The organism is Clostridium sp. 10cd* (assembly GCF_044336395.1).
GTDB classification, from domain to species: Bacteria; Bacillota_I; Bacilli_A; order Erysipelotrichales; family Erysipelotrichaceae; genus Clostridium_AQ; species Clostridium_AQ innocuum.
The window spans coordinates 1,126,444-1,151,706 of the sequence record NZ_CP172347.1 but is presented as its reverse complement, the minus strand read 5'-3'; the positions used below and the strand labels follow the sequence as shown (position 1 = coordinate 1,151,706).

The following is a 25,263-nucleotide window of genomic DNA, read 5'->3' as shown; positions in this document are numbered from 1 at the left end:
GCGTTTCACTCCCCCTGCTCTTAGCCTGCAAGCAGGAGGCTGCGGCTTTTTTCCACAAGCTTTCGATATACCAGCTTCATATCCTCCTCTGTTACATAGTGATCGATTTCCTCCACTGCAATCCACCTAACACCGCTGTTTTCATCCGGCTTGCTGCACAGCGTATCCCGCTCATCCGCCTGACACAGATAGGTAACATTCAAATGAACATGAGAAGATACAAATGCACCTCTTTTCACATGCGGTGGTACCGGCAGTATATCGATGGCCAGAATGGATTCACTTAGCAGCTCAAGCTTTTTCAGTCCGGTTTCTTCCCTTCCCTCCTTTAATGCGACATGGATCAAATCCCGATCCCCGTCCGCATGACCGCCGCACCAGCCCCAGGAGTTATAAATATTATGATAAATCATGAGTACCTTAGATGCATCCGCATTGATGATCCACGGACTGCTGGTGATATGTCCATATACATTATCTCTTGTATAGACATTGGGAAATTCCTTTATATAGCGCATCATGACCTTACGGTCTGCTTCCTCCTGTAGATTGCAGGGTGTATATGCGCAAAGCTCTTCATACAGCTTCATTATGAATCACCTCCTATCCATGTCAGCAGGGCTTCTCTGTACACCTTGAGCGCTGTAGGGATTGCATAGGTCTTTTGCAGTTCATCCTTCGTGCACCATACCCCTTCCACTGCCTCCTGTTTCAGCTCCAGCAGATATCCGTTCATATGCCACTCAACATGGGAAAAGATATGTTTTGCTTTCCGCAGAGGAACCAGCCTCAGAAGCTGATCCTGAAATTCCTGTGTGATCTCCTTTCTGCTTTTCTGTTCGTCCAGCATCATAAATTCATACAGGCCTGCAAGCAGTCCCTGCTCATCTCGTTTATGCAGATAAACCCTGTCTTTACACAAAAGGACAAGCACTGTCTTTTTTTCAATTCTTCTGTCCTTTTTAGCTGTTTTATTGGGTAGCCGGTGTGCCGCTCCGCTCTGATAGCCCATGCATTCACTTGCCAGCGGACAAATATTACAGCGGGGTGCCGCATTCGGCACGCATACGAGCGCACCGATTTCCATCAGTGCCTGATTAAAGGCATCACTTCTGTGCTCCGGTATATATTCCTGTATAATGTCCTGAAATTTCTTCTTTGTGCGTTCCTTCAAAATGTCATCCTCGCTGACGAGCACCCGGCTGAACACACGCAAAACATTGCCATCCACTGCCGGAACACAGCGCTTATAGGCGATAGAGGCAATAGCTCCCGCTGTATAGGCACCGATGCCCGGAAGCTTCAACAGCTCCTCATATGTATCCGGAAGTACACCGTTATGGCGCTCCATGCATTCCATTGCACATTTTTTCATGTTGCGGACACGGTTATAATAGCCAAGTCCCTCCCACAGCTTACGCAGCGTATCCTCATCCGCCTCGGCTAAAGCCTTCAGTGAAGGCAGTGCCTGTATAAACCGTTCAAAATAAGGCTTCACTGCTTCCACACGTGTCTGCTGCAGCATAATCTCGCTTACCCAGACGCGGTAGGGGGAAGCGTCCTCTCTCCATGGCAGGACACGGGCATTCTGGTCGTACCAGTCCAGCAGCTGCTCTGTAAATTTCTTTTTATCATGTTGTAGTTTCATGCGTTTATTATACCACAGGGTAAAGACGGCAGGCAAAGAAAAAGCCAACAAGATTCCTGTTGAAACAGGACAGACACCACATACGATCAAAGGGGCAGAGAAAGCACTATAGAAATCAAACGGTATCTGCGCAAAGGTAGGATAAATGCAGGAAGAAGTATTCAAAAAAAGCAGTGTACGTTGCCCTGTGCTGTTTACAAAGTGCCTGGACAGGTGGCTATTGTATTGGTATGCCTGATTGCAGGTCCTAGTCATAAAATGAATAATATCGCAGACACCTCCCTTGCACATTCCCTTGCACATATAAAAAAGAGGGAATTTCATACGATTTCATAGAAATCCGAATTCCCTTTTTCATAAGTAACTCGCTACTGGATCAAATCTGCGTGTACATTCTGTTTATGATAATTGCTTGTGTTATGACATACGGGTTCACAACGAATACATCAGCGTTTCCAATGCAGGTATCTGGTGGTGGAGAAAAAGCTTCCCACCAGGCCGACAAGAACGCCGATCAGGATTAAAATTCCTGATATCTCAAGTGTCATAGGAAATACCGTTTGCAGTACGAACATGTTGCTCATGAAGGTACCGCCCAGGATGGTATATACATACTGATAGCCGAAAATTGTCAGCAGGACAGGAACCAGACTTCCCAGTATCCCGATGAAAACACCCTCCAGCATCATTGGAAATTTGATTGCCCAGTTGCTGGCCCCGACAAAACGCATAATGGCAATTTCCTGTTTTCGTGTATAAATAGACATTTTGATTTTATTGGAAATTAAAAATACTGCAATCACAATCAGGAAGATAATGAAAATCATACCGCCTTCCCGGATTTTCTCAAATGTGGAAATCATTCCACTTGTGGAATCTCCGCCATATTCCGCAGATACGATCCCTTTCATATTTTCAATCTTATCCGCAGTTTTTTGAATATCCTTTCCGTTTTTCACCTCAATCAGAAACGTATCGCGAATCGGATTGGCTTTTCCCTCATACATATCGAACATAGTGGAATCATCCTGAAATTCCGCTTTATAATTTTCCAGTTCTTCTTTTCCGGTGGAAAGCGTTACATGCTTTACAGTATTCAGCTGTTCGATTGCATGAAGCAGCTGCTGCTTTTGCTTATCCTTTACAATGGTATCTATACTCGCACGTATGGTTACCTGCTGCTCGATATGCTTCGTAAAGCTGTTGAGATTGTTGGTCAGCAGCATGAATACCGATATCAGAATCAGTGTTATGGATACCGCAACGGATGCGGAAAATGTCAGTCCGAAATGCCGGACGATATTTTTATATGTCATTTTTAAATGGAATTTAATATATCTGTAAAGTTTTTTCATAGGCTTATCACTCATATTTCTCTTACCTAATAATGATACCCTAGCAAAAGTGGAATGTAAAGCAGTTTAAGAATTTGTAAGATTTGAAATTTCTTCATATGGAGAGGATGGATTCCTGTCACACGCATCCAGACGCTGAAAAAAGCATGTTACAGCCAGACAGACAGTCTGTTGATTTCCGATTCAGTGTACGGCAGGAAAGCATCTCAGCCGCTCGATTGTACATTTATTTTTCAGATGCAAAGAGCTGTTGGTAAGCATTTCTACTACAGCACCTTATTTCTGTATCTGCCTGGCATAGACCCTCTCCTGTTTTATACCACGGCATACGGCCACAGGGAAACGCAAAGCTACATATGCCGCAAGGATACTGCACAGGATATCTTTCGGCAAATCCAGAGGAAAGCAGGATAACAGCAGAAGAGAAAATGAAATCTCCGTTCCCGTGTAGTAATTTAAAATCACATATTTATAAGCAAGTCCGATTCCATAGGTTGCCAGCAATCCTGCCAGTACAGCCAGAAAGCATGTCTTCCATTTTCTTTGCCCATGCTGCATAATCCAGCCGCTGCAAAATGCTGTGACGATAAAGCCAAGCAAAAACCCAAAGCTTGGGCGCAGAACGTAGGAAATTCCTCCCCCTGCCGCAAATACCGGTATACCAAGCAAACCGATCAGCACATACAAGGCAGCGGAAAGAGCCCCCAGGCGCGCTCCCAGAAGCATACCAGCCATCAGGACAAAGAAAAACTGGAGCGTAAAATAATCAAAATTAGGCAGGGGAATTTGCAGAAAGGCACCTATGGCGATCAATGCCGTAAACAGAGAACACAGCGCCATCCTGACAGCTGTCATTTGCTTCATGCTGCCACCGCCTTTATGGAAACCTCACCTGAGCTGAGGATATGGGTTGTATCTTCACTTTCTACTATCAGATTTCCGGCATTGTTGATATCCTTTACATAACCACTGAGCTGCTTCCCGTTCTGCATCCAGGTAATCTGTTGATGTAAAACCATGGAGGCATCGCGATACTGCGCAAGCACACTGCTGTGCTCTTCCTTCTGCAGGGCTAAAAGCTCATTCACGATACAGGCAATCAGCTTATTTCGATTCACCGGATGCGTGCTCAGAGATACCGCAATATCCTTCAATTCCTCGGGAAATGTCATAGTAGAGGTATTAAGACCGATTCCGACAATGATGGCCTCCAGTCTGCCGCTTTCAAAATCACTGATGGCCTCGCAAAGAATACCGCACAGCTTTTTTCCCTGATAGAAAATATCATTCACCCATTTTATCTGTGTATCAGTCTGATACAGTTGCTTCAATGCACGCTGCACAGCAACCGCAGCATAGATGGTAATCATAGAGGCATCAGACAGCTGCTGTGGCATCCGCAGCAGCAGACTCATATAAATTCCGGTGCGCGATGGAGAATAAAACGGTCTTCCAAATCTGCCTCTGCCTGCACGTTGTTCTTCCGCGGCAATCAGAGTCAGATGCTCACTGCCGTCGATTGCCATTTTTTTCAGCAGCTGATTGGTGGAATCTACCTGTTCAAAGGTATATACCGGCAGCTTTTTTTTCAGGTAAACCGAGATTGCCTCAGCAGACAGCTTGTTTGAGGTCTCTGCCAGCTGATAGCCCTTGCGGGGAAAGGATGCTATTTCAAAGCCCTCCTCGTTCAGGGTATGAATCATTTTACATACGGCATTACGGCTGACATGCAATCGCTGTGCCAGCTTTTGTCCGGAAACCGGCTTTGTTCTGTTTTGCTCAAGTTCCCGTATCAATTCACTTCGTATTGACATCGTAACAGCTCCTTTTCTCGATGCTTAGAATATCAAACTTTCCCATATTTGTAAACCCATATTTAAAAAAAGGTTTACTTGAAAGATGACTTTTTTCCGATATCAGCTTGTTACTAGTACCTCACAAAAAGAAATTTGTTCTTATAATGGTGTACATGAGTTTTCTAAAAGGGCTTATCATCATAATGAAAACAAAGCGTCCTCGTACTGGTCATTACGATTTCCTTGATGATGCAAAAACGGCTTTTCGTCGCTATATGTATTAAGCCATATAGATATCCTTCGATAAAGTATGTGAAAAAGCCATTGCATTCAGCGGGATACAGATTAAGAAAGGATACGCAGCACGCCGAAACAAAAAAAGGACAGCCTAGATAAGCTGTCCTCTCTAACATATTTAACGCCAGTAATATTCCGGTCTCTCCCGGCATGGTGCTGAGCCGCACGCATTCGGTGCATCCGCATTCCAGCCGGTACCAAATGTCAAATCTCCTGTACGGTTAAACTGATTTAATGCAGCCGTCATCGTCATGGAACCAACGCGTATGATTTCAACATGGCAATGCGGACCGGAGCTGTTACCGGAGCTTCCGGAATATCCCATAACCTGTCCCTGGTTCACACGCTGCCCCACACTTACCGCAACTGAGCTTAAGTGATAGAACGGCATAGCATATACGACACCGTTTACCCTTGTAAGAAGCGCAACGTTGTTTCCGCCGCCTGCCGGAATACCACACCAGTTATTCAAGGCGCCATAGCCGCAGCCCTGATATGTATGAATGATGATACCGTTTGCCGGTGCTACAACCGGAATCCCTGTCGTTGAGCCGGTAGAGAAATCCATTCCCATATGTCCGCCGCCGCCCGGGTATTCCCAGGTTCCTGCTTCATAATGCCAGCCGCTTTGCAGCGGGGCGATAAAGCTGGAGCTTTGTGCCGTACCGCCGGAAGAACCGTTATTTGAGTTATTTCCGCTGTTCCCGCCGGAATTTCCACTGTTGCCCTTATCCGGATCGGCATTTCCATTATCCGGATTCCCGTCACTGGAATTACCGTTATCTGTATTCCCGCTGTTACCTGTTTCATTCCCACCGTTCTGTGGAGTATCCGGTTTTTCCGGCTGCTGCTCAGGCTCATCAAAATCAGCGGCCAGCGACAGATCCACCTTCGGCAGATTTGCCTGTGCCATCTGTGCCTCACGCTTCTGTGTAGCAAGATTTGCTTCCTTTGCGTGATAATCGCTCAGCAGATCCTTTTTCACCTCATTCAGCGCTTCCACCTTGGCCTTGCTGGATTTTACATCCTTCTGCTGAACAACAAGAAGCTCCTTCTGTTCTTCCACAATCTTACGATCCTGATCCAGCTTTTTCTTTTCCTTATTCAATGTTTTGATCTGCTCGTTTTCATATCTGTTCAGCTCTCCTACGATTTCCGTTCTTCTCAGCAGATCCGTAAAGCTGGTGGAGCCCATCAAAAAATCAATATAATAATTACTGCCGGTATAGGCCTGCATTTCCAAAAGACGCGCACGCATCTGCTTGTCGCGTTCCTTGATGCTATCCTCTTTTTCCTTAATCTGTTTCTTCAGGTCACTGATCGAGCTCTGTGTCTGGTCGATACTAGCCTGTATACTGCTGATTTCTTTTTCATAGCTCGCGATTTTCTTATTGTTATCCGCAATCAGCTTGCTGACCTTTTCCACATCGCCCTTAACACTGGCAATCTGACTCTTGATATCACTGATTTCCTTATCAAGATTATCGGATTTGCTTTGCAGATAATCCTTGTATCTGCTGCACTCCTCCTGTGTTTTCGTATCCTTGATGACTGCACATTTGGCATTCATCTCACTTTCTCTTCCTTCGAAACTCTCTGCTTTCAGAAGGCCTGCATTACTAATCAGCAATGCACCGCTGACAAACAGAGCTGCATATTTCTTTTTCATTTGCGCATACCTCCCTACCTGAATTACAGATATGTAATATGATACTGCCTGTATGTATATGATAACGTAAGCACTTTAAAAAGTAAAGAAAAAACACTGCTGATTCCCGCCTGTATCAGACTGAAAAAAACAGTGTTGAAAAGGTATTGCTGCACAGCTTCTTTACAGGGTTAAGGAATCTGATATTTTCACCCACAGCTGCAGCCTGCAATCCTCCTGCTTCGGACGGATATAGCGCTGTATGAGAAATGCATCACATGCATAGCCATGTCTTGGCAGCCATACCTCAAACAGATAGGCGCTTGCCTTATACAATGCCTTCTGTACGAGGTCTTCAAAGCTTTCCGCCTCATATTCACAGACAGCATAGGTGCCCACAGGCATTTCAAAGGCGGTATATCCCTTTACCGGCTCTGCCGTATGAACAGCGGCCATATATGTGAAAGCTCCCGGTGTTTGTGAAGGCATCAGAATATCATTTCCTTCATCAAGAGCAGCATGCTGCAGTACATCATCCTGTTCCAAGCGATCCCAGAGTGCCACCAGCGTATTCTCCTTCGGCTGTGCAATTTTAGCACTTTCATCCTCTTTTGTGTAGCCGCTGAACCACAGTGGTTCCTTTTGTACTCTGCGTTGAATTTCCAAAACCATATCGTCACAGATCAAAGGCACACCTTCATCCACCAGGGTATATTGCATGCGCAGCTCCGGCTTTATCACATGATCCAGATGGATATCCGATGATGCACGATACTCCGCCGGAGACATTCCATAGCACTGCCGAAATGCTCTGGTTAAGGTACTGTGACTGGAAAATCCGCATTGCATTGCAATGTCCATGATTTTTCCGCTATCCGCCTTCAACAGTCCTGCCGCCATTTTCAGCCGTACACTGCGCAGATACTCACTGACCGTATATCCTGTCAGTCGGTAAAACAGCCGCTGATAGTAAAACCTCGACAGATGCGCAATTGTCGAAAGCTGTTCGATTGTCAGCTCCTCCTCATAATGCTCCTCCATATAATCCAGGGTCTTCTGTATTGCTTCCCATGCCTGCATAAGCATCACCTCCACCTAGAGTATACGGCAAACACATCGTCTTTCGCTTTCCACGGAATGCCCTGTATAAGGATACTGCAGGGAATGAATATTATTTTAAAGAAGCATGACGAGTAAAAAACGTCTTATATCCCAGAGTCACAAAGACAACAACAGTAACAGCCGTACATCCCAGGATTGCAAGCATGATACCAATCTGATACTTGATCGCCGTCAAGGGGAAGGTTCCGGACAGCATCTGACCCGTCATCATACCGGGAAGTGATACGATCCCCATTGTCATCATATTGTTCATGGTTGGCAGAATGGCGCTGTCAAAGGCATCATTTACTTCCTCATGAGCAGCAAGCTTTGGAGATGCTCCCAGCATCAGTGAATTTTCAATCTTCTCCCGGTGATCCTGCATATTTGCACAAAGACGGTTTGCACCCAGCGCGATACCGGTCATGGAATTGCCGATAATCATACCGGAAATCGGTATAAAATACTGCGGATTGAACCAGGGGCGAACCTGCAGTACCAGCAGCATAAAGACAACTGCCGTACAGAGATAGCCGATCGTCATAGAAACACCCATCAGCCGCTTTACATCATCGCTCATATCATAGCGGACTCTTTTTGCGGCATTGTAGATGGCAAAGCCAAGCATGATCAGCAGCATGAGAAGTGTAAGCCACCAGCTTGGATTTTTAAATACATAGAGCAGTATATACCCCATAATCGTCAGCTGTACCGTCATTCGCGTAGTAGCAATCAGAATCATATTCTCCCTGCGAATACCTCTTGCACGAAAGATGATAAGCAAAAGCAATACAAAGATATAGGCAATGGCCAGATTAACAATGGAAAGATCCATAACGGAATCATTCATACACATACCCCCTCGTATCACCGTTTTCAATACGCAAAAGACTCTTCGGATACTTTGCCGATACCTCTGCGGAATGCGTAACCATGATCAGCTGCCGCTTTCGTTCTGTCACAAAGTGTACAAGATTCTCAATGACAAAGCTCTCCGTTTCCTTATCCAGAGCCGAGCTTGGCTCATCCACCAGATAGACCTCTGCATCCATCAGCATCACCCGCGCCAGGCAGAGCCGCTGTTTTTCTCCCCCTGACAGACGTTCACAGCTCTCCTGCAGCTCCTTATGCAAATCCACTTTTTCCAGGTATTCCTTCAGCTTTTGCTTCGTGGCAGGAAGCCGGCCGCTCAGTCGTAATCCGATTTGAAGATTTTCCTCGATATCTCCCGGATAGATCACCGGTGTCTGCCCCAGCATGACGACCCTTCTTCGCAGCTCCATCGGATTCAGTTTCTGAATATCCTCCCCATTGTACAAAATCGTTCCCTGTTCAGCCTCATTCAAACGATTCAACAGACGCAGCATCGTTGTTTTTCCACTGCCACTGGGGCCAATGATGCAGGTAACACAGCGGTCCAGACATACATGCTGTATATGAAGAATATGCTTAAATGTAACATTATTCAGTTCAAACATAATTTCCCGTATCCTTTCTTTACATTTTTAGAATACCATAAGTTGAAAAATACTTCCACACATATACCATATGATATATAATAGGATGACGTGAGGGTGATACAATGCATACAAAAGGTATTCTATATACAGTCTTATCTGCTGTTTTATTCGGCATCACACCGCTGATCACAAGAGCGGTTTACGGATACGGTGCCAACTCCATGACCGTGGTATTTTACCGGTCTCTATTTGTTATTCCCATGCTTGCGGCAATCATGAAGGGCAGACACATCTCCTTTTCCATTTCTGCACACGATCTGCGCAATACCGGTATCATTGCCATCTTCGGAAGCGGACTGACAACCATTTTGCTGTTTACCTCCTATTCCTATATTGATGTCGGCTGTGCGACGACACTGCATTTTCTATATCCGGTATTTGTTTCGCTGCTCTGCTTTGCTGTATATCACGAAATACTCAGCAGGCGTAAGCTTACGGCACTCTCTCTTGCACTGCTGGGAGCACTTTGCTTTTTCGATCTGAGCAATTCCGGCAGCATGCTGGGTCTGTTATTGGCAGCAGGCTCAGGACTTACCTACGCCTTTTACATGGTTCAGCTGGAGAAAACACGGCTTTCTCATCAGAATGCCTATAAAATATCCTTTTATCTTGCCATCTTTATCTTGCTTGAAACACTTGTGTATCATTTGCTGTTTTCCTCCATACAATTTATTCTGCCATGGAATGCATACGGGCTGATTCTTCTGCTATCGCTGGTGTCCAGCTTTCTTGCTGTGGTTTTGCTGCAGAAGGGGATTCAATACCTTGGCTCCAGTACAGCGTCACTGTTTTGTCTGTTTGAACCGGTTACCTCAGTTGTCTGCGGCGCCCTGTTTCTAAAGGAAGCCCTGACACCGGCAAAGATCATAGGATGCTGCATTATCTTTACAGCACTGATCATCATGAGCAGGGAACAGCATACAGCGGCTTCTTCTTAAGTTTTCTTAAAATTCACCCAATTTTGCATGATGATATGGGAATCGGTAAAAACTATGATATAATGAAAACAGAAAACAGCTTATTTATGAAGGAGTCCCATGGAACCATTGAACCTTGCCAGTATAGCAGAAATCGGCGGTAAATACACGTCGCAGCGAAGTGAAATCATTTCCTATATACTTATCGCCCTGTGTGCAGTTGCTTTTGTATATCTGATCATACATCAGATACGCTCACACAAATAAATCACTTTGATACTCACAGCGCATTCTCCATATGTGAATGCGCTTTTTATATTGTTTGGAAACAGTACACTGCACTTCCGGCTACGTACATGCCTGCAAAAAAAGCAGTGATTGGATATTTCCGGTTCTTTCTTACTTTAGGGTGTTTGCAAAAGGAAGACTTCAACTTCTATTGTAACTACAATAGTACTGAAGTCTCCCTATGTTAAGTTTACCCACAATCGAGAAAGAACCATATTTCCTTCCTCACTGCTTTTTCATCCATTATGCGTTTACAGCTTCTAAACCTGAATCTGAACGTGATACTTTTTCAGCCAGTAATTCACCTGCAGCAGATATGCAATGGTCTGCGGTGTATTCATAAGCTGTCCATACCATGGAATCGAGCGATCCTCACGCAGCAGCTCCTGCAGCTTTTCTCTTTTTACGAGTTGCAGCAGAGGCTCATTTCCCTGTGCAAGAAGCTCCTGCATCTGTCTGCTGACAAGCTCACGGTATTTCGGATGCCAGGTCTTCGGATACGGGCTTTTTTTCCGCCAGAGCACCTCATCCGGAAGCAGACCCTTGACTGCTTCCCGCAGCAATCCCTTTTCATAGCCCTGATAATCCTTGAATTCCCATGGAACGCTATACAGATATTCCGCAATACGCATGTCACAGAAGGGTACCCGTACCTCCAGGGAATTGTACATGGACATACGGTCTTTGCGATCCAGCAGCGTCTGCATGAACCATTTCATATTCAGATTCACCATTTCACGAAGGCGCCTTTCTTCCTTTGTGCGATTGCACAGGATATCACTTTGCTTCAGTGTCTCCTGATAGCGCTGATCGACATAGGTGACTGCGTTGATTTGCTCCGCAAGCTCCTCGTTCAGAAAGCCCATGCGGTATTTTGTGGATTGTGCCCATGGAAAGCCATAGGTGGCGCGAATCTTCGGATCGCGGTACCACGGATAACCGCCGAATATCTCATCCGCACACTCTCCGGACAAGGCAACCGTACAGTATTTGCGTATTTCCTTACAGAACAGCAGTAAGGAGCTGTCCACATCTGCCATACCGGGTAAATCTCTGGCATCCACTGCCGTATACAATGCGTCAACCAAATCCTCTGTTTTCAGAACAATATTGTGGTGATCACTTTGCAGAAAGCTCTGCATAACCTCAATATAATGCTGATCGGAATTAGGCTGAAATTTTGTTGAGTGGAAGTATTTCTCATTATCCTCATAGTTTACCGAAAAGGTGTGCAGTGTTTTTCCCTGCTTTTTGAATTCCCTAGCTGCCACTGCAGATATGATACTGGAATCCAGCCCCCCTGAGAGAAACGTTGCGACATCCACATCGGCGATCAGCTGCCGCCGTATGGAATCTGTCACAAGATCATGCACCGTCTGTACCGTAGTCGCAAAATCATCCGGATGCTCTCTATCCTGTAAGTGGAAATAGGTTGTCAGCCGCATCCCCTTGTGGTCATACCATGCATACTGTCCCGGCTTAAGCTCCCGTATATTATGAAATACACCATAGCCCGGTGTTCTGCCCGGACCCAGCAGCATGATTTCCGCAATGCCGTCCGCATGCAGAATCGCAGGGATTTGCGGATGCGCCAGCAGTGCCTTCATTTCCGAAGCAAACAGCATCGCCCCTTCCTGCAGTGTATAAAACAGCGGCTTTACTCCCATACGATCTCTTGCCATAAACAATCTGTGTGCTTTTTTATCCCATACGGCAAAGGCGAAGATGCCGTTCAGCCTTTCCACCACGGTTTCCTTCCACTCTATAAAGGCCTGTAACAGCACCTCCGTATCGCTGGTTTCCTGAAATGCATATCCTTTTTTCTGCAATTCTCTGCGCAGCTCCTCCGTATTATACAGCTCCCCGTTATAAACCATTACGTAGCGGGGGTCGCTTTTCAGCTGCATAGGCTGTTTTCCATGCTGCAAGTCCATAACACTCAGTCGTGCATGCAGCAGAGTAACCGCCTCATCCGTATATATATTCTGCTGATCAGGTCCTCGTCGTTTCATCGTATCCAGCATTTCTTCCACCGCCTGCTGATTTCGATACTTCATCCGGTGTTCCCCGTCTACGATTCCTGCAATACCACACATAAGCCGTCCTCCTTAAAAAAGGGTTCCTCCCCGTTACAGAAGAACACCCTTGTTCCATAGTAGTATATGCATGTTTTCATGTTTGTTTCCTGTCACATATTTCCAGCATAGACATATCGCAGCCATCCGGATGCCGCTTTCACCGCCTTCAGGATCAGCTGCTTTGCTGTAGGCTGCTCCCCGTACATGTGATACATGGGAAAAAACCTTGTTAAATGGAGCGGTATATCCGGATGCAAAGAAGCAAGCCATGCCGCTTCCTCCTCGATTCGATCTACATCATCATGCAGTCCCGGCACCATAAGGGAGGTGATTTCAACATGTGTATGCTGTACAGCCAGCTCCACACTGCGGCGTACGGCTGTAAAATCTCCCTGCAGTCTGCGATAGCCCTCCTCATCGAAGGCCTTCACATCGATATTCATTGCATCGACATAGGGGAGCAGCTCAAGCAGCTTCTCCTGTATACAGCCATTTGTAACAATGACGTTTTTCAGCCCGTGCTGCCGTGCCAGCTTGCAGCAGGCAAGAACAAATTCAAAGTTGATCAAAGGCTCATTATACGTATAAGCGATACCGATATTGCCCCTCTGCTTCTGCTGCAGGGCGATGTCCACAAGCTTTTGCGGCTGTAGCCGAACACAAAATGCAGCGTCCTCCTGCATTGAAATCTCATAATTCTGACAGAACGGACAACGCATATTACAGCCCATGCTGCCAATTGACATAATCTGTGAGCCCGGATGGAAACGGCGAAGCGGTTTCTTCTCAATCGGGTCAAGAGCCATGGATGATATCTTCCCGTAGGCAGTGGAAACAATACGGCCGTTTCTGCATGTTCTTACACCGCAGAATCCACATTTTCCCTCCGGTATACGGCAGTTATGCGGACAAAGCTCACATACGGCACTCATGGTGATGGACAACCTCAAAGCGTTCCAGCAAAAACGGCTCATCCGGATCCATACCGGCCTTGTTTAATGCAATACTGATTTGCTGAAGCGGTGTATCCACCCCCTCCAGATCAGGAAGCAGTAAGCCCCGGCGATGCTCGTCACTGACAATTACTCCATATCGCCTGACATCCAGCTGCTCCAGACTGTCAATCTGCTCAGCCTCCTTCAATACATCCACACTGTATTCCAGATAGGGCAGCTCCTTTTCCTCAACCGGAAGAAACCTAGGATCTCTGGTACCTGCGGATATTGCATTGGAAATGATCTCCTGTGCCAGATTTTCCTGTACCGGTGCAATTGTACCGATGCATCCGCGCAGCTCACCGAATTTTTTCAGAGAGACAAAGACGCCGCCCCGGCAGGTAAGCAGGTCTTTGGGCAGAGATTTCCGTAACGGCAGCACTGTATGTGAACGAATGTATACCTCCAGTGATTCCCGGGCAAGTGCGACATACGGATCCTTTTTCAATACACTGATGATTGCCGTTGCGTAACCGACACCGAACGGTCCCTCATAGGATAAAAATTGAGAATCAATGGGATATGCCTGCAGCACACCATGCAGCATCACAAATGCAGGATAGCCGCAGTTTGCACTCTCTTCGATGATTTGCTCATCCATAGTCAGCAAGCGTGCATAGTCATTGCTTTTAATAATATCTACGATCTGTTCATCAAATACAGGCCCCATCGGATGAAATCCATACGGTCCGTCCTCCTTCAGCTTATGAGATAGATCTCCGCTGGCAATTACTGCAACATTGCGCTGTGATTCATCAATAACTCTGCGCAGACAGTTTCCAAAGGCCACCTGTGTATCACGATCCAGTCCGCTGACTGAAATACGCACAAGCCGAAAATCGGTGTATTCCTGTAAAATAAAATGCAGCGGCACCATGGTCCCATGATCCAGTGTCTGACTCTGCTCTCCCAGCGTACCGGCCGGCAGTCCCTGGGAAGCTGCCGCATGACAGAGCATATCGACAAAATCTTCATCGTACAACACCTTCATATCCACATCCTTCACACCGAAGGCCTCAAAGCTGCCAAACGCCTGTGCGCCATCGGATATCTGAATATAGTCCCGATAGCTTGGGGCATGCGGAGAAAACACAACGATTGTCTGCGGCTTTGCAGACGCTATATCATGGGCAATCATGCGATAGGCATTCACTGTATTCTGAATAACCCGCTCCTGTCCCCTGCCGATTTCCGGAAGGATAATCGGAGGGTGCGGAACGATATATGCTTTACTTAACATTGTATCACTTCCTTTATCTCCATTATACACATTCTCCTTCAATTTTTAAACCTTCGCCGTCAAAAGAAGCGTTCATTTCCATGTGCAGGGCTAGTGTTCACCGTGAATTTAGAATAAAGCCTGAAATCACGGCATGAAAGGGAATTTGCATAGTATAACGAACATCAGAAAGACAGCACTTATATATTTATAAAGCCCGTTGCATATCCAGAGTTCCCTCTTTATACAGGCATCCGCAACAACTGCTTTCTTCCTTTTTTTGCAGCAGTCGAATAGAAAACTAAAAAGAACCGCAGCCCGCGGTTCTTATAGGATATGCAATTATAAATTCTGAAGCATAATGGTACAGCCGTCAACAACGCATTTCAATGCATTTTCAGCAACATATACAGGAATTTGAAGCTCATTGCGCATCAGCTGATCCAGATTTTTCAATAATGCGCCGCCTCCGGTTAGGACAAGCCCATGCTGAACAATATCCGCTGCCAGCTCCGGTGGTGTCACCTCCAGAATCGTCTTCGTGGCATGAACGATTTCCTGTAAGCTGCTTCTTATGTAGCTTTCCACCTCATTGCTGTTAATGTCAATGGAATGTGGCAGCCCGGTTTCCACATCACGTCCTGAAATGGTAATGGTTTCCGGTTCTTTAACAACCAGCGCATTCGCAATACGGCGTTTGATTTCATCCGCCGTCTGTTCACCGATATACATTTTCTTCTGAATGCGTACATTTTCCAGAATATCCTGTGTAATTTTATTTCCTGCAGTTTTGATTGAGGTAGAACATACGATATCCCCAAGAGAAAGCACCGCAATATCACTCGTACCTCCCCCGATATCCAGCACCATATTTCCACTTGCCTTACCGATATCCAGTCCTGCACCGAGTGCTGCTATTTTAGGTTCCTCTTCCAGATATACCTTTTTTGCTCCGGCACGGTATGCACAGTCCCGGATTGCATTTTTTTCAACAGAAGTGATTTTTGTCGGATGACAAATTAAAATCACGTTCTTTTTAAACATGCCCTTTAGGTCGCATTTCTTTAGAAAATAGTTCAGCATCATGTCAGTTGCCTCAAAGTCAGCAACCACACCGTCCTTTAACGGACGGATACATATCATGTTTTTCGGTGTACGTCCCAGCATATCTCTCGCATCAAGACCTGCCGCTATACATTTCTTAGTTGTAGCATCTACTGTAATGATGGAAGGTTCATCCACCAGGATTCCTTTGTTATCTACACAAATGAGTAAATTTGTTGTTCCCAAGTCAATTCCAATTTTTCTTGCCATGTTTAACCTTCTTTCATATCCTGCATTGTCGAATTTCCAATAATAATATACCATTTCTTACCAGTAAAAGCAAAGAAACAAGAATCTTTTTGATAAATTTTTACTTTTACAAACTTAGCCATAGATAAAAACCCCTTCTATGTGTCTCAGTATGCCCAAAAACCGCTCGTGCAAACCAGTACAGTCTTATGAACAGGAAGAAAAATTGGAAGCAGAAACCAGCGCAGCCAATGAAACATCATAGAATACCGATAAAATTACAGATATCAGAAAACCGGCTTTTGGATACTGCAATACACCGTATTGCGAAGTCAGCTGAAGGACATCCTGCATATAGTTTACGGTAACTGTCAGCCACGGTTACCGCCTGCTCACAAATGGTATCAATCCGTATGCAGCAGGTTACCGCAGACAAGCCTTAAGCCAGGAAAGTTTGGCGAAGGAAATGGATAATTTCGTAGTCCAGATAAAAAAGACAGCTTCATCATTTTAAGTCTGTGCTTCCCTCTTATGAGTCCTGTGTTCAGGAGGTGATTAGAAAGCAGGAACCATTGAAAATAGCGTTCGCTCCTGTTGCCTAAGCAGAAATACAGATGTATGAATAATGTAGGAATGCTGTAGGTACTGCCATTGTCCCACAAATGAAAAAAAGCCCTTTTTCAAAGGCTTTCTTGTTTATTTATTTGTTCATTGCTTCAGAAACAGCTACAGCTACAGCTACACTGGCACCAACCATAGGGTTGTTACCCATACCGATCAGACCCATCATTTCTACGTGAGCAGGAACAGAAGAGGAACCGGCAAACTGTGCATCAGAGTGCATACGTCCCATTGTGTCTGTCATACCATAGGAAGCAGGACCAGCAGCCATGTTATCCGGATGCAGAGTACGTCCGGTACCACCACCGCTTGCTACAGAGAAGTATTTCTTGCCCTGTTCGATACATTCTTTCTTGTATGTACCTGCAACCGGGTGCTGGAAACGTGTAGGGTTCGTAGAGTTACCAGTGATGGAAACATCAACACCCTCGTGATGCATAACTGCAACACCTTCACGAACATCGTCCACACCATAGCAGTTTACAGCAGCTCTTTCTCCCTGAGAATAAGCCGTTCTGGACAGCTCTTTCAGTTCTCCTGTGAAGTAGTCAAACTGAGTTTCTACATAGGTAAATCCGTTGATACGGGAAATGATCTTTGCAGCATCCTTTCCCAAACCATTCAGGATAACACGCAGCGGTTCTTTACGAGCCTTGTTTGCATTACGTGCAATACCGATAGCACCCTCAGCAGCAGCAAAGCTTTCGTGTCCTGCAAGGAATGCGAAACATTTTGTTTCATCGCTCAGCAGCATAGCAGCCAGGTTACCATGCCCGATACCAACCTTGCGGTCATCTGCAACGGATCCAGGAATACAGAAGCTCTGCAGACCTTCACCCAGTGATTTTGCTACTTCATATGCGCTCTTGTCGCCTTTTTTGATTGCGATTGCAGCACCAGCGATGTAAGCCCAGCAAGCATTCTCAAAACAGATTGGCTGGATTTCCTTCACGATGTTGTATACATCTACACCTAAATCGTCACACAGTTTTTTTGCTTCTTCGATAGAAGAAATACCATATGAGTTTAAAACTTTATTGATCGTATCAATACGTCTTTCGTAACTTTCAAATAATGCCATGATTTTTCCTCCTATTCGTGTCGCGGGTCGATGTACTTAACAGCATCTGCGTAACGACCGTATGTTTTCTTAGCGTTGTTTAAAGCTTCTTCAGCGTTTACACCCTTCTTGACAGCATCCATGAAGACACCCATGTTTACATATTCGTAACCGATGATTTCCCCATTTTCGTCAAGACCCATTTTCAGAATATATCCTTCTGCAAGATCCAGGTAACGAGGTCCCTTAACCTTGGTAGAGTAAACAGTACCAACCTGAGAACGGGTTCCCTTACCTAAGTCTTCCAGACCAGCTCCTACAGGAAGTCCGTTTTCAGAGAATGCAGACTGTGTACGTCCATAGACGATCTGTAAGAACAATTCACGCATAGCAGTGTTGATTGCGTCACAAACAAGGTCTGTATTAACAGCTTCCAGCAGTGTCTTTCCAACAATTGCTTCACTCGCCATAGCAGCAGAGTGAGTCATACCGGAGCATCCGATTGTTTCAATCAGTGCTTCCTCAATAATACCTTCTTTTACATTTAATGTCAGTTTGCAGGCACCCTGCTGAGGAGCACACCAGCCAATACCGTGTGTCAAACCAGAGATGTCTTTGATTTCTCTTGAATAAACCCATTTTCCTTCTTCAGGAATAGGTGCACATCCATGGCTCGCACCACACTTTACAGTGCACATGTTTTCAACTTCTTTTGAATAAATCATGTCATTTCTCCTTTCTCATAATCCATGATAGATTTACCTTTATGCCACCTTCCCCTTCAGGAAAGCTGTAGCTGCTTCTGCAATGTCATCTCCTCTATCAAACAACATTTGCAAGTGCGGATATGTACGGTTTTCTTATTCGTGCAATATTTCACAAGAAATCGTTACCCACCATTTTATTGTAATTCTTTTCCATGACTATGTCAATGCTTACCATCGTTTTTAGCCCGTAAACAAGCAAGAAAATTGACTGTCCACAGACATGATAAATGAGGATGCAGATATAAAATACGAGGACTTCTTTTGCGGTATCGTATAATATTCCTACCTGCATGCTTGATTTCCCCTGCATAAACTGCTTGCATACAGCTGCCTCGTTATCGAGATCAAAAAAAAGGGATGCTTATCCCTTTACCAACTCCTGTATTTGCTTTGCGGCATAGTGCCTGACTTCACAATTTGCGATGATGAGATCACTCAGATTTTCCACACACGCATAGCCCTCGAAGAAGCACTGATAGGGAATACTGACTCCGCCATGTGCTACAATCAGAATTTCCTTATCCTGCGCATACGGGAGAATCTCCTTTAAAAAGCTCTCTACCCGTTCATAGAAATGTGCGGTATCCTCACCGCCCGCAAACATGGATGCGGAAGAAAATGCCCACAGGTCATCGAAGGGAACATCCTTTCGCAATGCACCTTCCATATCACCGAAGCTTCTCTCCATCAGGCGGTCATCGCACTGTATGGGGAGCTCCCACAGCACATTGATAATTTCAGCTGTTTCTCTCGCACGCATCAGCGGCGAACAATAAATGGCATCCATGGCTACCTGCTTCAGCTTTTCTCTTGTTTCCACAGCCTGCAGGCGTCCGGTCTCATTCAATGCAATATCACTCTTCCCCTGCAGCTTTCCCCTTACATTCCAGTCCGTCTGCCCGTGTCTTACAAAATATAAACCCATTTCCCTGTTGTCCTTTCCGCTAGTCCAGCCCCAGCTGCCTGCTTATTTCTGCAATATGCATTCCCACATGCTGCGGCTGATGCGCATCACTTGCCGTCATAATTTTAACACCGTGTGCCTTCAGAATTTCCAGAAACACCTGATTGGTACCGACATCCTCGTGCAGGTAACGGTAATGACAGCCGGTATTGGTTTCCATATATACATCATGCTCCTTAGCCAGCACTGCCAGTCTTTCATAGGTCGGCTTCAAATCATAATCCGGTTCATAATGAAAAATCTTCAGCTGGTCAGGATGCCCGATCTGTGTAAACAAATCACTCTCGATCATATCCTCCATAATTTCATAATACCGCCTGTAAATGGCATTGGTATCATATTTATCCCATAATATTTCCCGGGAAAATCCATTCATATCATACAGCAGTCCGTCAATGGAATGAATGCTTCCAATCAGAAAATCATAAGGATAGCCTGCCAGCAAATCACGAAGGAATGCTTTATCCTGTGGTGCATAGCATACCTCAAGACCAAAACGAACCGCAATCGGAAGCTCCATTTTCTTCATTTCCTCAATCAGGTTAAAATAGCTCTGCAGCGGCTCCAGCTTTTTCTTTTCAAACCAGTCCTTCTGGTAAACAGAAGCCTGCTTCAGATTGTCATACATCGGCTTAAACTCCAGAAACCGATGGGTATGATCCAGAATCTGTATGGTATCCATACCTGCCTTTACACCGGCTTCCACATATTTCATCGCATACTCCACAGTAAGCGGACCATTCTCCAGATGCATATGTCCGTCAATCACGATATCACCCCTTTTTATTTCCTACATTATACTTGCAGAAAAGCGTGATTGCAACCGATTCCCCCTGCAGCCGTGATTACTGTGCCATAAAGCCTTCCGGTTTGCGTGGAAAGGAAATGAGCGGATTATCCATCGGTTCCACGACATCCTCCTCCTGATAACAGGTGCAATCCTGACTCATCCCGGTCAGTCCTGCATCCTGTAAAGAACAGATCAGCTCCGTATACGCGAGTATATCCTTATAAGATGTACGGATATTACCGTTTCTGTCCTGTAAAAGGGACACCCGGATCTTATTTTCAAACTGTCCGTTCGCAATGGTGACAAGCATATCTCCGATACGTTTCTGCCAGCGGATAAATCCCTGAGCATTGTTTTCCTGCATAGTAAAGCCAAAACTGCGCAAATGTGCCAGAACATCGTCATTCTTGATTCTCATTCATTGATTCCTCCATTATCTTTTTAATAGCTTATGCAATTATATGTTGAAAATACAAAAAAGGTTCCTCATGAAAAATAATTGTTTGTGTGATGGTACACTACCTCCTGTGTTTTCTGTCGATATAATTCTTTCTTCCATTACTATACCGTATTTTATGCATTCTTACAAGAAGACAAAACCCTTTTACAATACAATCTTTTACGAATTTTAAAAATCCGTTGTCCCTCATCTGCCTTTTACCTGTGCTTTGTGTTATATTATAGATAGAAGAGGCTGTATGCCGGGAGGTGATTTCTTATGAAGTCCAGTGATTTTTTCAGAGTTCAAAGCAATAGAATCTATTTCATGCAAAGCGGTAGAGATTACTCCATAAATGTTATGAAACGCACAGAGGTGCTGATTCGTCCGGTATTGAAAAAAGCCGGTGCCACAGTAGCAAATGCGGTGGCCAATTCTATGACAAACAGTATAGCCAACGGCAATGAACAGGTTCATATAATCGTTCGCATCCACCTGTTGCGAGGCTATGAGGACATTCTTATGAATGAACAGGTGCTCATAAGGGGAAATCTGGATTATTACGAAATGGTAGAGCATGCCCGCAGGCTTCAAAAAAAGCTGAAGCAGTATCTTGCGTAAGCTTATACAACATCACAGCGGTTATCGAGCTTTTCAGCGAATATACGAATATAAGAACTGCATACATATAAGCATAGAAAAAGAAGCTTCTCATACGATTGACAGTTTACAATAGTATGGAGGCTTCTTTTTAAGCAGACTTTATGAAAAGCCTGCCTATCCTTTTTCAGTTTGAACAGGAACGCAATGCAGCATGTAACTATCGTCTGCGCTGATTCGTTGTTGTTTCCTCATTTACCGCAAGCTATGGCTGCACACCTATTCTTTGTCCGCAAACTGTGAATTGTACAGCTTTTCATAATAGCCCTGTTTTTCCATCAGCTCCTCATGCGTTCCCTGTTCGACGATATCTCCATCGTTGATCACCAGAATCAGATCGGCACTGCGTATGGTGGACAAACGGTGCGCAATGACAAAGCTTGTTCTTCCCTCCATTACACGGTGCATCGCCTCCTGCAGCATTTTTTCCAAACGGGTGTCGACAGAGCTTGTCGCCTCATCCAGAATCAAAATCTGCGGGTCCTTTAATATAGCACGGGCAATCGTAAGCAGCTGTTTTTCTCCCTGTGAAATATTGTTGGCTTCTTCATTGATCACGGAATGATAGCCGTCCGGCAGGGTACGGATAAAGTGATGAACATTCGCCATCTTTGCTGCGTGAATGATCTCATCCTTGCGGGCATCCAGACGCCCGTATCGTATATTATCGTAAATACTTCCGGAGAACAGCCAGGTATCCTGCAATACCATACCGAACATATCCCGCAGCTCCCCACGCTTCATGTCGCGGATATCCACACCGTCAATGCAGATGCTTCCTCCGTTGACATCATAGAAACGAAGCAGCAGGTTGATCAGTGTCGTTTTACCGGCACCGGTAGGACCGACAACTGCGACCATCTGTCCGCTTTTCACTTCCACGTTAAGGTCCTTCATCAGCGGCTCCTCACCATATCCGAAGCGAACATGCGAGAAGGTGACATTTCCCTTTACCTGTTCAATATGCTTCGGCGGGTTCAGCTCTGCAATCTCCTCTTCCTCCTCCAGAATTTCCAGAACACGCGCAATCGCCGCAAAGGCCGACTGAATCTGTGAGGAAAGGGAGGATATCTGAGATAATGGATCATTGACCTGCCAGATATAGCGGACAAAGGCCTGCAGATTTCCAACGCTCAGGTTTCCCTGTATGATTTGTATCGTACCAACAACCGCAACACCGCCGATAGTCAGATAGGTAACTAACGCATTCAATGGTCCGATGGTACTGGATACAAACTGTGCGGTACATGCATTCTGCCGCAGATTTTCATTCAGATTGCGGAATTTTTCAATAGACTGCTGCTGCTTGTTGAAGAGCAGAATCTCATTGTAGCCGGTATACAGCTCCGTTATGGCGCCATTCAATGCGCCGAGTGCATCCTGCTGCGCCTTAAAGCGTTTCTGGGAATGCCTTACGATAAAGACGGTAATCAACAAGGATAACGGAATGATCATAAAGGCGATGCATGCCATGAGAACATGGATGCGAAACATCATGATCAGTGCCAGAATGATGGTTAGAACACCGGTAACCACATTGACAAAGCTTTGCTGCAGGGCATTGCTGATTGCGTCCACATCGTTGGTGATTCTGCTCAGCACATCACCGAACTGGTGGCTGTCAAAGTAGCGTACCGGCAGGCGGCGAATCTTACTTTGCAGCGCATTTCTTAAATCCTGCATCGCATGCTGAATCGCGTTTGTCAGCCAGATAACGGCAAATACCTGAGACAGGGTCTTCGCCAGATAAATGAATGCCAGCATCAGCATGATCTTCGTTATTTCATCGAAATTCACCTGCAGCTTTCCAATGCTTTCGGCAAGTGACAAATCGCTTGCCAGCTGTGTGGTAATCATACCCTCCACACTTGGCGCACTGACCATGGTAACCACACTGATAATGACCATAAGGACAGCACCTGCAAATTCCCATTTATATGGAGAGATGAATGGTTTCAGTCCGAATACGATCCGTTTGAGTGATGAAAGCTTCTTATTCATGTGCCAGTTCCTCCTCACTGAGCTGAGACAATGCGATTTCCTTGTAGATTTCACAGTTCTTCAGCAATTCCCGGTGAGTTCCGGTACCGATGACATTTCCTTCATTTAACACAACAATGCGGTCTGCTTCCATAATGCTGGAAATGCGCTGTGCGACAACCATGACGATGGCATCACCGGTTTCTTTTTTCAGCTCTTTGCGCAGTGTGGCATCCGTTCTGAAGTCCAGTGCGGAGAAGGAATCATCAAACACATAGATATCCGGCTTGCGCACCAGCGCCCGGGCAATGGAAAGACGCTGCTTCTGCCCACCGGAAACATTGGTCGCTCCCTCGGTGATTTCTTCCTCAAAGCCATGCTCCTTTTCCATGATGAAGTCATATGCCTGTGCGGTTTTTGCCGCCTGCATAACCTCTTCCATGGTTGCGTCCGGTTTTCCAAAGCGGATATTGTCCGCAATCGTTCCATTGAACAGAAAGGCTTTCTGCGGTATCACACCTAAGCGGGAGCGCAGCTCAAATAAATCATAGTCGCGGATATCCACACCGTCGATCCGGATGCTTCCCTCGCTGACATCGTAAAACCGCGGTATCAGATTGACCAGTGTACTTTTTCCCGACCCTGTACTTCCGATAAAGGCAATCGTTTCACCCTTTTTCGCAGAAAAGCTGACATCCTTCAACACCGGCTCTTCCCCATCCGGATAGACGAAGGTCACATGCTCGAAGCTGATCGTACCCTGCTGATTTCCATCCATGCGTTTTCCGTCATTGTGCACCAGCGGTACCGTATCAAATACTGCTTCAATACGCTTGGCACTGACCTCTGCACGCGGATACATCATAAAGACTGTGCAAAACAGCATAATGGAGAACATGGCGTGGAACAGATAATCCATGAAGGCCACCAGCTGACCAAGCGGCAAATCGCCACCCTGAATCAGTAAAGCAGCCACCCAGTAAATGCACAGGCCTGCTACGTTCATAAGCAGGAAGAAAATCGGCGAGGTCATCATCATCAGCTTAAACAGCTTTTTGGAATAGCCTGTGAATTTCTCATTGGTATCATCAAAGCGCTGCTGTTCATAGGCGTCGTTGTCAAATGCACGAATCACACGGATTCCACTTAAGTTCTCACGGGAAATCCGGTTCAGACTATCCAGGGATGCCTGCTGATTTTCGGAAATCGGTTTACTGATCTTCGCAACCACAAAGACTCCGATGATAATCAGCGGGATGGTTGCCACAATGATACCGCTCAAAGGCAGTGATGCTCTGGCCGTCATGATAATACTTGCAACGAACATGATCGGCGTCATCAATGCAGTACGAAGCAGCACATTGACAAACATCTGAATCTGAAAAGCATCATTGTTGGTACGGGTAATCATGGAAGAAATCCCGAACCTGTTAAATTCATACGCAGTAAAGCGCTGTGCATGATCAAAGATATCATTTCGGATATCTCTGGTAATTGCCGTGGAAATCTTTGCACAGCAATACCCGAGAAGAATTGTCATACTGACGCCGATCAGTGAGATCAGCAGTACGACAAATCCCATGCGGATGATATAATCCGTATCGGCATTCATAACACCGACATCGATCATATCCGCGATTATGGTCGGGATGCCAAGTTCCACCAATGCAAATCCGAAAACGGAGATGACATTGATAATGAATAGTTTTTTATATCGTGACAGATAATGCAAAATAAGTTTCAAAATATCCCTTCCTTTCTTGACGTCGTTCGTGAGCTATACTATCATAAACTATAAGGTAACCTTACAGTCAAGAGGAGAATGTA

General features: G+C 45.5%; 23 protein-coding genes. 3 read left to right on the top strand and 20 right to left on the bottom strand.

Going from position 1 to position 25,263, the window contains the following annotated elements; translation table 11 throughout:
• Nucleotides 1-20: 20 nt before the first annotated feature.
• The 9 genes from ACG3M1_RS05705 to ACG3M1_RS05665 all read right to left on the bottom strand — a co-directional run bounded on the left by ACG3M1_RS05705 (nt 21) and on the right by ACG3M1_RS05665 (nt 9,323).
• Nucleotides 21-590 carry an NUDIX hydrolase gene (locus ACG3M1_RS05705; protein ID WP_021420103.1) on the bottom strand — a complete coding sequence of 190 codons (570 nt, stop codon included), beginning with the start codon at nt 588-590 and terminating at the stop codon, nt 21-23.
• Nucleotides 590-1,648: an A/G-specific adenine glycosylase gene (gene mutY, locus ACG3M1_RS05700; protein WP_035303312.1), complete on the bottom strand. Its 1,059-nt coding sequence runs from the start codon at nt 1,646-1,648 to the stop codon at nt 590-592. Before mutY ends, ACG3M1_RS05705 begins: the two co-directional genes overlap by 1 nt.
• A gap of 446 nt (nt 1,649-2,094) precedes the next feature.
• Nucleotides 2,095-3,003 (bottom strand): permease-like cell division protein FtsX, encoded by a 909-nt coding sequence (gene ftsX, locus ACG3M1_RS05695; RefSeq protein ID WP_035303315.1) that lies wholly within the window; start codon nt 3,001-3,003, stop codon nt 2,095-2,097.
• A 276-nt stretch (nt 3,004-3,279) separates the two neighbouring features.
• Nucleotides 3,280-3,867: a biotin transporter BioY gene (locus tag ACG3M1_RS05690; protein WP_008819685.1), complete on the bottom strand. Its 588-nt coding sequence runs from the start codon at nt 3,865-3,867 to the stop codon at nt 3,280-3,282.
• Nucleotides 3,864-4,817: a biotin--[acetyl-CoA-carboxylase] ligase gene (locus ACG3M1_RS05685; protein ID WP_008819684.1), complete on the bottom strand. Its 954-nt coding sequence runs from the start codon at nt 4,815-4,817 to the stop codon at nt 3,864-3,866. Before ACG3M1_RS05685 ends, ACG3M1_RS05690 begins: the two co-directional genes overlap by 4 nt.
• Nucleotides 4,818-5,214: 397 nt before the next feature.
• Nucleotides 5,215-6,765: a murein hydrolase activator EnvC family protein gene (locus ACG3M1_RS05680; protein WP_009269600.1), complete on the bottom strand. Its 1,551-nt coding sequence runs from the start codon at nt 6,763-6,765 to the stop codon at nt 5,215-5,217.
• 162 nt (nt 6,766-6,927) lie between these two features.
• Complete coding sequence (locus ACG3M1_RS05675) at nt 6,928-7,824, bottom strand: AraC family transcriptional regulator (protein ID WP_008819682.1); 897 nt, start codon at nt 7,822-7,824, stop codon at nt 6,928-6,930.
• A 91-nt stretch (nt 7,825-7,915) separates the two neighbouring features.
• A complete protein-coding gene (locus ACG3M1_RS05670; protein ID WP_008819681.1) occupies nt 7,916-8,695 on the bottom strand; it encodes an ABC transporter permease in 780 nt (259 codons plus the stop codon).
• The gene (locus ACG3M1_RS05665) at nt 8,688-9,323 is read right to left on the bottom strand and encodes an ABC transporter ATP-binding protein (protein WP_008819680.1); all 636 of its coding nucleotides are present in this window, start codon (nt 9,321-9,323) and stop codon (nt 8,688-8,690) included. Before ACG3M1_RS05665 ends, ACG3M1_RS05670 begins: the two co-directional genes overlap by 8 nt.
• 104 nt (nt 9,324-9,427) lie before the next feature.
• Here ACG3M1_RS05665 and ACG3M1_RS05660 point away from each other — a divergent pair, with 104 nt between their 5' ends.
• Nucleotides 9,428-10,303 carry a DMT family transporter gene (locus ACG3M1_RS05660; protein ID WP_008819679.1) on the top strand — a complete coding sequence of 292 codons (876 nt, stop codon included), beginning with the start codon at nt 9,428-9,430 and terminating at the stop codon, nt 10,301-10,303.
• A gap of 99 nt (nt 10,304-10,402) precedes the next feature.
• Complete coding sequence (locus ACG3M1_RS05655; RefSeq protein ID WP_002608036.1) at nt 10,403-10,549, top strand: hypothetical protein; 147 nt, start codon at nt 10,403-10,405, stop codon at nt 10,547-10,549.
• A gap of 281 nt (nt 10,550-10,830) precedes the next feature.
• On the opposite strand, the gene asnB is transcribed toward ACG3M1_RS05655, so the two are convergent.
• The 9 genes from asnB to ACG3M1_RS05610 form a co-directional block, all read right to left on the bottom strand.
• The gene (gene asnB / locus ACG3M1_RS05650) at nt 10,831-12,666 is read right to left on the bottom strand and encodes an asparagine synthase (glutamine-hydrolyzing) (protein ID WP_021420100.1); all 1,836 of its coding nucleotides are present in this window, start codon (nt 12,664-12,666) and stop codon (nt 10,831-10,833) included.
• A gap of 92 nt (nt 12,667-12,758) precedes the next feature.
• A complete protein-coding gene (amrS, locus tag ACG3M1_RS05645; RefSeq protein ID WP_217792969.1) occupies nt 12,759-13,580 on the bottom strand; it encodes an AmmeMemoRadiSam system radical SAM enzyme in 822 nt (273 codons plus the stop codon).
• The gene (amrA, locus tag ACG3M1_RS05640; RefSeq protein WP_217792971.1) at nt 13,564-14,883 is read right to left on the bottom strand and encodes an AmmeMemoRadiSam system protein A; all 1,320 of its coding nucleotides are present in this window, start codon (nt 14,881-14,883) and stop codon (nt 13,564-13,566) included. Before amrA ends, amrS begins: the two co-directional genes overlap by 17 nt.
• 321 nt (nt 14,884-15,204) lie before the next feature.
• Nucleotides 15,205-16,176 carry a rod shape-determining protein gene (locus tag ACG3M1_RS05635; protein ID WP_002608031.1) on the bottom strand — a complete coding sequence of 324 codons (972 nt, stop codon included), beginning with the start codon at nt 16,174-16,176 and terminating at the stop codon, nt 15,205-15,207.
• Between the two features lie 679 nt (nt 16,177-16,855).
• Complete coding sequence (locus ACG3M1_RS05630; RefSeq protein ID WP_002608029.1) at nt 16,856-17,857, bottom strand: GGGtGRT protein; 1,002 nt, start codon at nt 17,855-17,857, stop codon at nt 16,856-16,858.
• Between the two features lie 11 nt (nt 17,858-17,868).
• Nucleotides 17,869-18,561, bottom strand: coding sequence for an iron-sulfur cluster assembly scaffold protein (locus ACG3M1_RS05625; RefSeq protein ID WP_002608028.1), 693 nt, complete (start codon nt 18,559-18,561; stop codon nt 17,869-17,871).
• Between the two features lie 403 nt (nt 18,562-18,964).
• Nucleotides 18,965-19,528, bottom strand: coding sequence for a histidine phosphatase family protein (locus ACG3M1_RS05620; RefSeq protein WP_008819674.1), 564 nt, complete (start codon nt 19,526-19,528; stop codon nt 18,965-18,967).
• Between the two features lie 19 nt (nt 19,529-19,547).
• A complete protein-coding gene (locus ACG3M1_RS05615; protein ID WP_021420097.1) occupies nt 19,548-20,336 on the bottom strand; it encodes a histidinol-phosphatase HisJ family protein in 789 nt (262 codons plus the stop codon).
• Between the two features lie 76 nt (nt 20,337-20,412).
• Nucleotides 20,413-20,775, bottom strand: coding sequence for a hypothetical protein (locus ACG3M1_RS05610; protein WP_002608025.1), 363 nt, complete (start codon nt 20,773-20,775; stop codon nt 20,413-20,415).
• 300 nt (nt 20,776-21,075) lie between these two features.
• Here ACG3M1_RS05610 and ACG3M1_RS05605 point away from each other — a divergent pair, with 300 nt between their 5' ends.
• Entirely contained in the window at nt 21,076-21,417 is a 342-nt protein-coding gene (locus ACG3M1_RS05605) for a hypothetical protein (RefSeq protein WP_008819672.1), read from the top strand.
• A gap of 258 nt (nt 21,418-21,675) precedes the next feature.
• On the opposite strand, the gene ACG3M1_RS05600 is transcribed toward ACG3M1_RS05605, so the two are convergent.
• Both ACG3M1_RS05600 and ACG3M1_RS05595 read right to left on the bottom strand, forming a co-directional pair.
• Nucleotides 21,676-23,457, bottom strand: a complete 1,782-nt coding sequence (locus ACG3M1_RS05600) for an ABC transporter ATP-binding protein (RefSeq protein ID WP_009269604.1) — start codon at nt 23,455-23,457, stop codon at nt 21,676-21,678.
• Nucleotides 23,450-25,180, bottom strand: coding sequence for an ABC transporter ATP-binding protein (locus ACG3M1_RS05595; protein WP_009269605.1), 1,731 nt, complete (start codon nt 25,178-25,180; stop codon nt 23,450-23,452). Before ACG3M1_RS05595 ends, ACG3M1_RS05600 begins: the two co-directional genes overlap by 8 nt.
• Between the last annotated feature and the right edge of the window lie 83 nt (nt 25,181-25,263).

What these genes read in the sequence shown, in the direction of transcription:
- ACG3M1_RS05705 (WP_021420103.1), bottom strand. Translation starts at nt 590, where the DNA reads ATGAAGCTGTATGAAGAGCTTTGCGCATATACACCCTGCAATCTACAG.
- mutY (WP_035303312.1), bottom strand. Translation starts at nt 1,648, where the DNA reads ATGAAACTACAACATGATAAAAAGAAATTTACAGAGCAGCTGCTGGAC.
- ftsX (WP_035303315.1), bottom strand. Translation starts at nt 3,003, where the DNA reads ATGAAAAAACTTTACAGATATATTAAATTCCATTTAAAAATGACATAT.
- ACG3M1_RS05690 (WP_008819685.1), bottom strand. Translation starts at nt 3,867, where the DNA reads ATGAAGCAAATGACAGCTGTCAGGATGGCGCTGTGTTCTCTGTTTACG.
- ACG3M1_RS05685 (WP_008819684.1), bottom strand. Translation starts at nt 4,817, where the DNA reads ATGTCAATACGAAGTGAATTGATACGGGAACTTGAGCAAAACAGAACA.
- ACG3M1_RS05680 (WP_009269600.1), bottom strand. Translation starts at nt 6,765, where the DNA reads ATGAAAAAGAAATATGCAGCTCTGTTTGTCAGCGGTGCATTGCTGATT.
- ACG3M1_RS05675 (WP_008819682.1), bottom strand. Translation starts at nt 7,824, where the DNA reads ATGCAGGCATGGGAAGCAATACAGAAGACCCTGGATTATATGGAGGAG.
- ACG3M1_RS05670 (WP_008819681.1), bottom strand. Translation starts at nt 8,695, where the DNA reads ATGAATGATTCCGTTATGGATCTTTCCATTGTTAATCTGGCCATTGCC.
- ACG3M1_RS05665 (WP_008819680.1), bottom strand. Translation starts at nt 9,323, where the DNA reads ATGTTTGAACTGAATAATGTTACATTTAAGCATATTCTTCATATACAG.
- ACG3M1_RS05660 (WP_008819679.1), top strand. Translation starts at nt 9,428, where the DNA reads ATGCATACAAAAGGTATTCTATATACAGTCTTATCTGCTGTTTTATTC.
- ACG3M1_RS05655 (WP_002608036.1), top strand. Translation starts at nt 10,403, where the DNA reads ATGGAACCATTGAACCTTGCCAGTATAGCAGAAATCGGCGGTAAATAC.
- asnB (WP_021420100.1), bottom strand. Translation starts at nt 12,666, where the DNA reads ATGTGTGGTATTGCAGGAATCGTAGACGGGGAACACCGGATGAAGTAT.
- amrS (WP_217792969.1), bottom strand. Translation starts at nt 13,580, where the DNA reads ATGAGTGCCGTATGTGAGCTTTGTCCGCATAACTGCCGTATACCGGAG.
- amrA (WP_217792971.1), bottom strand. Translation starts at nt 14,883, where the DNA reads ATGTTAAGTAAAGCATATATCGTTCCGCACCCTCCGATTATCCTTCCG.
- ACG3M1_RS05635 (WP_002608031.1), bottom strand. Translation starts at nt 16,176, where the DNA reads ATGGCAAGAAAAATTGGAATTGACTTGGGAACAACAAATTTACTCATT.
- ACG3M1_RS05630 (WP_002608029.1), bottom strand. Translation starts at nt 17,857, where the DNA reads ATGGCATTATTTGAAAGTTACGAAAGACGTATTGATACGATCAATAAA.
- ACG3M1_RS05625 (WP_002608028.1), bottom strand. Translation starts at nt 18,561, where the DNA reads ATGATTTATTCAAAAGAAGTTGAAAACATGTGCACTGTAAAGTGTGGT.
- ACG3M1_RS05620 (WP_008819674.1), bottom strand. Translation starts at nt 19,528, where the DNA reads ATGGGTTTATATTTTGTAAGACACGGGCAGACGGACTGGAATGTAAGG.
- ACG3M1_RS05610 (WP_002608025.1), bottom strand. Translation starts at nt 20,775, where the DNA reads ATGAGAATCAAGAATGACGATGTTCTGGCACATTTGCGCAGTTTTGGC.
- ACG3M1_RS05605 (WP_008819672.1), top strand. Translation starts at nt 21,076, where the DNA reads ATGAAGTCCAGTGATTTTTTCAGAGTTCAAAGCAATAGAATCTATTTC.
- ACG3M1_RS05600 (WP_009269604.1), bottom strand. Translation starts at nt 23,457, where the DNA reads ATGAATAAGAAGCTTTCATCACTCAAACGGATCGTATTCGGACTGAAA.